Here is a 7,742-nt window from a genome sequence, read left to right as displayed (position 1 = left end):
GGCCTTTCCGCTCGACTTGCATGTGTTAAGCACGCCGCCAGCGTTCGTCCTGAGCCAGGATCAAACTCTCCATCAAGGCCCAACGACAACCCAAAACCCCCACAAGGGGCCCGAGCCGCCAAACCTCAGAGAAAATCCCAGCAATGCAACCCCTCAAAAAAGGGGCCGCCTTGCCTCAAAGAAATCCCCACCACAACCCCCCACAAAAAAGAGGTCATGGCCACGGGGAGACCAGACACAAAGTGCCTGGCCTATAAAGGCACTGGCTTTTAACACGCTGTTGAGTTCTCAAGAAACGGACACCCACCGCACCAGACCACCGCTCCCGCAGCGCCCGGTTCCGGGGCAACCCTTCAAGCTTACCCAATCTGCCCGATTTGTCAACTTTCGGGCTTCTTGGGCCCTTCTCGACCGATTCGAGGACGCAGTGAAGCTGCGACCTTGAGTTCGAGGAGGATCCCCCGGGGCCGGCCACCTCTCGGCGTCCCGCTCCCCCGTGGGGCAGGTATGACATTAGGTCGATGCTTCACCGTCGTCAAATCGACGCTCGGCTGTCTTCTGGATGTCGTTTTACCTGGTCAGAGGGCCGCCGACCCCTGCGCAGAGCGGATCTCGGTACCCATCGCGACCGCATTGTGATCCAGATCTACCCAAGTTTTCCCCTTCTATGAGAAGTAGCTGCGTGCTGGCCCCATCACGGAGATCTCCGCACGTCCATCGCAGCGCGTCCGAGCTGATTCCCCGGTCAGCCGCACATGCTCATGGCAGCCTCCATCACCTGACCTGCGCGGTTGTCACTGACCCGCCACCTCGGGATTTCGCTCACATGACTCCGCGACCAAGAGCCGGTACGTCTGGCAGCTCTGCTGCTCGGGCAGGAACTTCCACCGCGACTGGACGATGCGCTCTCCCCTGGCATGACCGACTGGGCGCGACCTCCTGGTCACCTGAGGCCCGGTGGATCCTGGCTGGGCAGACCACGTGGCCGACGGGTCTGGTCGGCATCCGGACCACCAGGGCTGACCCTGCTCCCCTCGCTGCGCTCGTGAACAACGAGATGCCGAACCGCACCTTGGGCGTCCTGCCGCGACCGACCAGCAAGGTCTCAACCAACCTCTGGCCACCGCCGTCAGCCTCGGACTCAAGACGCCCCTGCTCCGAGGGCAACCCGCAGAGAGTCACAGCCAGGTGGCGGCTTCCGGGTCGATGTCGTGGGACGTGGCCTTCGCGGAGATCACCTCGCGTAGCCAGGTCGTCGGGCCCGGTGTGATCGCGTCGTCGTGTGGGGCGCACGGAGGTCACCGACGAACATGCCGCGCGATGCACCCCTGCATCTGGTGGTTGCAGTCGAAAGCATCTCAAGAGCAAGGCGGGGGCCTGCTCTGCGGACTGTGCCCGTTGCCTGACGTCGCTCCAGCGCTCCTCGGCCTCCTTCGCCGGGGCGGGTTCCCAGAAGTCGCCGCAGATCTCGACCTGCTCCTCCGGTGTCAGCCGCGTCCCGGCGTTCGATGCCACCGGCATTGGGTCGACCGCGGTCACCGATCCATGAGCCGGGGCCGCTGCCGGCGCAGGTGGGCGTGTTCGTCAATGTCCCGGTCGTCCATGGGCCGGCCGAGCTCTGCGAGCGGAAGTCCGAGTTCCTGCAGACGAGGCCCCCGTGGAACGGGCGACGTCGTCGTCTGAGTACACCCGGTATCCGACCCCGGCGCGCCCGCTCGGGCGGACGAGGCCGATGGTGTCCCACTGGTGCAGTGTCCTGACGCTGCCCCGGCGAGCGCCGCCGACCTGCCGACGGTGAGTCCGACGGCCGGTTCGTGCTCGTGGGGATCACCTGGTCATCGGCTCAGTGTCGCGTACGGGACTGAGGCTCGCATCGGCTCTCATGCTCTCGGGATGTCGAAAGCCCACCGGCCGCAGGTTGTCCGTCTGCGGGCTGTGCGGATCCAGAGGCTGGGCGGTGGTCATCACGATCCGCGCTCTCGGGCGTGATGACGGGCAGCTCGATGGAGTTCCATGGCACTCCTCCGCGCCGCTGCATCCGGGACGAGTTCCTCGCAGCGGGCCGCAAAATCCCGGTAGATCTCGGAGGCGGCCTGCGTCGAACGCGGGCATGGGAACGGGATCGCGGACAACGAACGGGCCGGTCCGACACGTTCGGACCGGCCCGTCTTCCTGGAACTCTAGGAGCGAGTGACTTCGACGCCGCCCACGTTCCGCTTTCCCCGGCGCAGGACCAGGTAGCGGCCGTGCAGCAGGTCGCCGGCGGTCGGCGCGGCGTCCTCGGCCTCGATCTTGGCGTTGTTGAGGTACGCGCCGCCCTGGGCGATCGTGCGGCGTGCCTCCGACTTGCTCTTGCACAGCCCGGCGGCGACCAGCAGGTCCGCCACTGTCGGCAGCTCTCCCGCCGGGATCTCCGTACGCGGCACCTCCGCGAGCGCGGCGCCGAGGGTGCGCTCGTCGAGCTCCTCCAGCGACCCCTGCCCGAACAGCGCCCGCGAGGCCGCGATCACACGTTCGGTCTCGCCGGCGCCGTGGACGAGGGTGGTGAGCTCCTCGGCCAGCGCACGCTGCGGCGCCCTGGCCGCGGGCCGTTCGGCGCCCTCCTTCAGCAGCGCCTCGATCTCCTCACGGGACCGGAAGCTGAAGACCTTGAGGTAGTTCTCCACATCGCGATCGTCGGCGTTGAACCAGAACTGGTAGAACGCGTACGGCGAGGTCAGCTCGGGGTCGAGCCAGTAGGTCTCGCCGCCGGCCGTCTTGCCGAACTTCGTGCCGTCGGCCTTGGTCAGCAGCGGCGTCGTCAGCGCGTGCGCCGTGCCGCCCTCGGCTCGCCGGATGAGGTCGACGCCGCCGGTGAGGTTGCCCCACTGGTCACTGCCGCCGGTCTGCAGCCGGCAGCCGTACCGCCGGTAGAGCTCCAGGAAGTCCATCGACTGCAGCAGCACGTAGCTGAACTCGGTGTAGCTCATCCCGGTGGTGTCGAGCCGGGACTTGACCGTCTCCCGGGCGAGCATCTTGTTCACCGGAAAGTGCTTGCCGATGTCGCGCAGGAACTCGATCGCGGTCATCGACCCGGTCCAGTCGAGGTTGCTGACCATCAGCGCGCCGGTCGTGCCGTCGTCGAAGTCCAGGAACTTCGACACCTGGCCGCGGATCCGCTCGACCCATCCGGCGACGGTCTCCTCGGAGTTGAGCACCCGCTCGGCGCTCTTGCCACTCGGGTCACCGATCAGGCCGGTGGCGCCGCCGACCAGCCCGATCGGCCGGTGCCCGGCCTGCTGGAACCGCCGCAGCGTCAGGATCTGGATGAGGTTGCCCAGGTGCAGCGAGGGCGCGGTCGGATCGAACCCGCAATAGAGCGTGACCGGCCCCGCGGCGAGCAATTCCCGCAGTCCGCCCAGATCAGTGGACTGCGCGATCAGATCGCGCCACGCGAGATCGTCGATGATGTCGGTCACGTTCTCCCTCGTCTCCGCCTTGCCGTCGTTCTCTCACCAGGGTGCCCGATGAGCCGCTGATCACGGTAACGGTATTCACCGGCCGCCCAGGAACTTTTGGGCCGGGACGAACACCTCGTGCCCCGAGTCGAGCCGGATCCGCACCCCGTCCGGCCGCCACTCGGCGCCGCTGATGCGGGGCGGGCTCTCCCCGGTCGCCTCGAAGGTGACGCTGTGCCCGTACGAGAGACCCGGATCCCTGCCGATGACCACCTCGTACGGCCGATGCCTGTTCAAGATCCAGCTGCGGACGCGAACGACGCCCGCGTGGTGGATCGATCCATCCGGGTACCGGACCGAGGCGGGCTGCCGGATCCGGCTGATCACCTTTGTGTCCCGCAGTTCGCCGTCCGTCCAGGCCACCACAGCGGTGCCGGCCATCCCGATGATCAAGCCCGTCGCGACGCCGACCAGGCCCCGGGGCGACCACCGCCGGGGCCGGCCGCGCGCGTCAGGCTCGTCCATTGGTGATCGCTTCATCGGTCACCACCGTGCGCTTCCTGGGGACGTGCGCGCGGTACGGGGAGACCGTGGGGTCACCCTCGATCCAGAACCGCCATGGCGTCTCCTTGGCCCCGTTCACCCCCGTGCGCGGGCCCGTGCTGATCAGCTCGGCCGGGACCGGTTCCCCTGCCAGCGCCCGCAGCGGGCTGTCCGGTGAGCACACGTCCAGCCCGTACTGTTCCCGGCCGATCGCCAGTGCCTGGCACAGCCGCGCGGGGCCGCGCGCCAGGTCCCGCACGGTCGAACGCGGCCGCCGGGACGCCGCGAGCTCCACACCAGAGATCACCTCACCGGCCCGCAGCAGCACAGCGGAGGCCGTCCCCGGCTGGGCGCAGACGAGGTTCACGCAGAAGTGCATGCCGTACGTGAAGTAGACGTACGAGTAGCCCGGCGGGCCGAACATCACCGCGTTCCGCTCCGTACGGCCGCGGTAGGCGTGCGAGGCGGGATCGAGCGGCCCCGCGTAAGCCTCGACCTCCGTGAGCCGCAGCAGGACCTCGCCGTCCTCGTTCCGGTGGGCGAGCACCTGCCCGAGCAGGGCGGGGGCCACCTCCTCGACGGGACGATCGAAGAACTCCCTCGGCAGCAGCTCCGTGGTCATGGCCCTCACCGTGATGCTCGACAACAGGGGACGTCGATCGGCCATCGTATGGCCCTCGCCGCCCTGCCCTATCAGGGAGTGTCGGCTCGGGCGGCCCAGGAGGCGTGGTCGTTGACCAGGGTCCGCAGGGTGTCGGCCTGCTCGCGGACGCGGTCGGGGGCGGTGCCTCCGAAGGCCTTGCGGGAGGCGAGCGCGCCGGGGACGTTGAGGACCTCGCGGACGTCCGGGGTCAGGTGCGGGGACACCTTCGCCAGCTCGTCGTCGGTGAGCTCGTCCATGTCCTTGTCGTTGACCTGGCACCACACCACGAGATGGCCGACCACCTCGTGGGCGTCGCGGAAGGCCACGCCGCGCCGGACCAGCAGCTCGGCGAGGTCGGTGGCGAGGGCGAAGCCCTGCGGGGCCAGTGCTTCGAGGCGCTCGGTGTTGATCCGCATCGTCGCGATCAGGCCGGACATCGCGGGCAGGACGAGCAGGAGCGTCTCGACGGCGTCGAAGGCGCCCTCCTTGTCCTCCTGGAGGTCGCGGTTGTAGGTGAGCGGCAGTCCCTTGAGGGTGGTGAGCAGGCCGACCAGGTGCCCGATGAGGCGCCCGGCCTTGCCGCGCGCGAGCTCGGCCACGTCGGGGTTCTTCTTCTGCGGCATGATCGACGAGCCGGTGGCGTACGTGTCGTCCATCTCGATCCACCGGAACTCCTGCGAGGCCCAGAGGCAGATCTCCTCGCCGAGCCTGGACAGGTGCACGCCGATCAGCGCGGCCGCGAAGAGGAACTCGGCGACGAAGTCACGGTCGCTCACCGCGTCCATCGAGTTGGCCGCGGCGGAGTCGAAGCCCAGCTCCGCGGCGGTCGCCTGCGGGTCGAGCGGCAGCGACGAGCCCGCCAGGGCTCCCGAGCCCAGCGGCGAGACCGCGGCGCGCTTGTCCCAGTCGCGCAGGCGCTCGACGTCGCGGACGAGCGGCTGCACGTGCGCCAGCAGCTGGTGGGAGAACAGCACGGGCTGCGCGTGCTGCAGGTGGGTCATGCCGGGGGCGGCGACACCGAGGTTGTGGTCGGCCTGGGCGATGAGGGCCGTCTCCAGCTCGACCACCCGCGAGACGATCTGGCGGGCGGCGTCGCGCAGGTAGAGGCGCAGGTCGGTGGCGACCTGGTCGTTGCGGCTGCGGCCGGCGCGCAGCTTGCCGCCCAGCGCGCCGAGGCGCTCCAGCAGGCCGCGTTCGAGCGCGGTGTGCACGTCCTCGTCGGCGACGGTGGGCCGGAACTCGCCGGACTTGCAGGCCTCTTCGAGGTCGTCCAGAGCACCGATCATGCGCTCCAGCTCGTCGTCGGTGAGCAGCCCCGCCCGGTTGAGCACGCGGGCGTGCGCGCGCGAGCCCATCAGGTCGTACGGGGCGAGCCGCCAGTCGAACTGGACGCTCACCGAGAGCCGCGCGAGCGCGTCCGACGGGCCGCCTTCGAACCGGCCGCCCCACAGTCGCGTCGGTGCCTTGGTCACGGAGATCCTCTACTTCCCACCACTGATGAAACGGTTCTACCGCGTACCGGCCATGATCGCCTGCGACTCCACGGGAGAGCCGCGGCGACCGGGCGGCGGGCGGTCTGTCAGGCCAGGCTCAGGTCGAACGTCGTACGTAGCCAGATCGTAGCTGGCCGACGATGCCGTTATTTCCTGTCGTGCGGACAAGGGCTGGGGCCGGATGGCCCTAACTTCGTCGCTCGCGGTTGTTGGTCAGGCGGAGGAGTGCCTGGGCGAGTTCCTCCCCGCCGTCCGGAGCACGGGAGATCACCAGGATCGAGTCATCGCCCGCGACGGTGCCGAGGACCGTCGGCCATTCGGCGTGGTCGATGGCGGACGCGAGGTACTGGGCCGCCCCCGGCGGGGTGCGCACGATGACCAGGTTGGCCGAGGCCTCTGCGGAGACCAGCAGTTCGGCCGCCAGCCGGGTGAGCCGGCCGGCGAACGTCTCGGTGGCGCCGGTGCGGGTCAGCCGGATCCGGTCGCCGCCCTCGCCGGGCACCGCGTAGATCAGGCTGCCGTCGTCGGCGCGGAGCTTGACGGCACCGATGTCGACCAGGTCGCGCGACAGCGTGGCCTGGGTGACCTCCAGGCCCTCGTCGGCGAGCAGCTTGGCCAGTTCGCCCTGCGAGTGCACGGGATGGCGGGTCAGCAGCTCGATCACCTTCGCGTGGCGGGCCGCCTTGGTCATCGGTGTGGTCATGTCAGCCCGCCTCCCGACCTCAGCAGCCAGGTCAGCAACGCCTTCTGCGCGTGGAGCCGGTTCTCTGCCTCGTCCCAGACCACGCTGTGCGGACCGTCCAGGACGGAGGCGGCGATCTCCTTGCCGCGGTAGGCGGGCAGGCAGTGGAGCACGGCAACATCGGCGGCGGCCAGCGCGACGAGCTCCTCGTTCACGGCGTACGGCTCGTACAGCTCGGTGCCCTTGCCCTCCTGGCCCATCGACACCCACGTGTCGGTGGCGAGGACGTCCGCACCGGCGGCCGCCTGCTTGGCGTCGGCGGTCACGGTCACCGAGCCGCCGGTGGCCGCGGCGATCTCAGTGGCCTTCGCCACGATCGCCGGATCCGGCGGCAGGGACTCGGGCGCGGCGATCCGGACGTGCATCCCCGCTGTGGCGCACCCCAGCAGGTAGGAGTGCGCCATGTTGTTGGCGCCGTCTCCGAAGTAGGCGAGCGTTACACCGGCCAGCGAGCCCTTGACCTCTTGGACCGTCTGCAGGTCGGCCAGGATCTGGCAGGGGTGGAACTCGTCGGTGAGCGCGTTGACCACCGGCACCGTGGTGCCCGCGGCCATCTCCTCGATGCGCTCCTGCCCACCGGTCCGCCACACGATGGCGCTGACCTGACGTTCCAGCACGCGGGCGGTGTCGGCGATGGTCTCGCCGCGGCCGAGCTGACTGGTGCCGGCGTCCAGCACCAGCGCGTTGCCGCCCAGCTCGGCGATGCCGACGGCGAACGAGATGCGCGTACGGGTGGAGGGCTTGTCGAAGAGCACCGCCACCGACCGCGGTCCCGCCAGCGGTGTGTGGGCGAACCGGTCCCGCTTCATGGCGGCGGCCAGTGCGAGCACCTCGGCCTGCTCGGCGGGGGTGAGGTCGTCGTCCCGCAGGAAATGCCGGACCAT

General features: G+C 69.3%; 7 protein-coding genes and 1 rRNA gene. All 8 read right to left on the bottom strand.

The annotated features are described in order from the left end of the window. Positions 1 to 76, bottom strand: a 16S ribosomal RNA gene (locus F8566_RS43380); the annotation flags it as partial. 1,508 nt (positions 77 to 1,584) lie between these two features. Further along, on the bottom strand, positions 1,585 to 1,752 hold the full coding sequence (locus F8566_RS53185; protein WP_225994054.1) for a MerR family transcriptional regulator: 168 nt from the start codon (positions 1,750 to 1,752) through the stop codon (positions 1,585 to 1,587). Between the two features lie 428 nt (positions 1,753 to 2,180). Beyond that, on the bottom strand, positions 2,181 to 3,458 hold the full coding sequence (gene tyrS, locus F8566_RS43370; protein WP_151569125.1) for a tyrosine--tRNA ligase: 1,278 nt from the start codon (positions 3,456 to 3,458) through the stop codon (positions 2,181 to 2,183). A 75-nt stretch (positions 3,459 to 3,533) separates the two neighbouring features. Continuing rightward, the gene (locus F8566_RS43365; RefSeq protein ID WP_151569123.1) at positions 3,534 to 3,962 is read right to left on the bottom strand and encodes a hypothetical protein; all 429 of its coding nucleotides are present in this window, start codon (positions 3,960 to 3,962) and stop codon (positions 3,534 to 3,536) included. Beyond that, positions 3,949 to 4,602 (bottom strand): DNA-3-methyladenine glycosylase, encoded by a 654-nt coding sequence (locus F8566_RS43360; RefSeq protein WP_151569121.1) that lies wholly within the window; start codon positions 4,600 to 4,602, stop codon positions 3,949 to 3,951. The genes F8566_RS43365 and F8566_RS43360 overlap by 14 nt, the downstream gene beginning before the upstream one ends. Before the next feature lie 71 nt (positions 4,603 to 4,673). After that, on the bottom strand, positions 4,674 to 6,095 hold the full coding sequence (gene argH / locus F8566_RS43355) for an argininosuccinate lyase (RefSeq protein WP_151569119.1): 1,422 nt from the start codon (positions 6,093 to 6,095) through the stop codon (positions 4,674 to 4,676). 208 nt (positions 6,096 to 6,303) lie between these two features. Further along, entirely contained in the window at positions 6,304 to 6,819 is a 516-nt protein-coding gene (locus tag F8566_RS43350; RefSeq protein WP_151569117.1) for an arginine repressor, read from the bottom strand. Then, a complete protein-coding gene (argF, locus tag F8566_RS43345) occupies positions 6,816 to 7,742 on the bottom strand; it encodes an ornithine carbamoyltransferase (protein WP_151569115.1) in 927 nt (308 codons plus the stop codon). The genes F8566_RS43350 and argF overlap by 4 nt, the downstream gene beginning before the upstream one ends.

It is taken from the genome of Actinomadura rudentiformis, assembly GCF_008923185.1.
GTDB lineage: Bacteria > Actinomycetota > Actinomycetes > Streptosporangiales > Streptosporangiaceae > Spirillospora > Spirillospora rudentiformis.
The sequence above is the reverse complement of the archived record's forward strand: the minus strand, read 5'-3'. Positions and strand labels throughout refer to the sequence as shown.

Bases quoted from the DNA above. Each gene is read 5' to 3' on its own strand.
- F8566_RS43365 (WP_151569123.1), bottom strand. From the start codon at position 3,962: ATGGACGAGCCTGACGCGCGCGGCCGGCCCCGGCGGTGGTCGCCCCGG.
- F8566_RS43360 (WP_151569121.1), bottom strand. From the start codon at position 4,602: ATGACCACGGAGCTGCTGCCGAGGGAGTTCTTCGATCGTCCCGTCGAG.
- F8566_RS43350 (WP_151569117.1), bottom strand. From the start codon at position 6,819: ATGACCACACCGATGACCAAGGCGGCCCGCCACGCGAAGGTGATCGAG.
- argF (WP_151569115.1), bottom strand. From the start codon at position 7,742: ATGGTCCGGCATTTCCTGCGGGACGACGACCTCACCCCCGCCGAGCAG.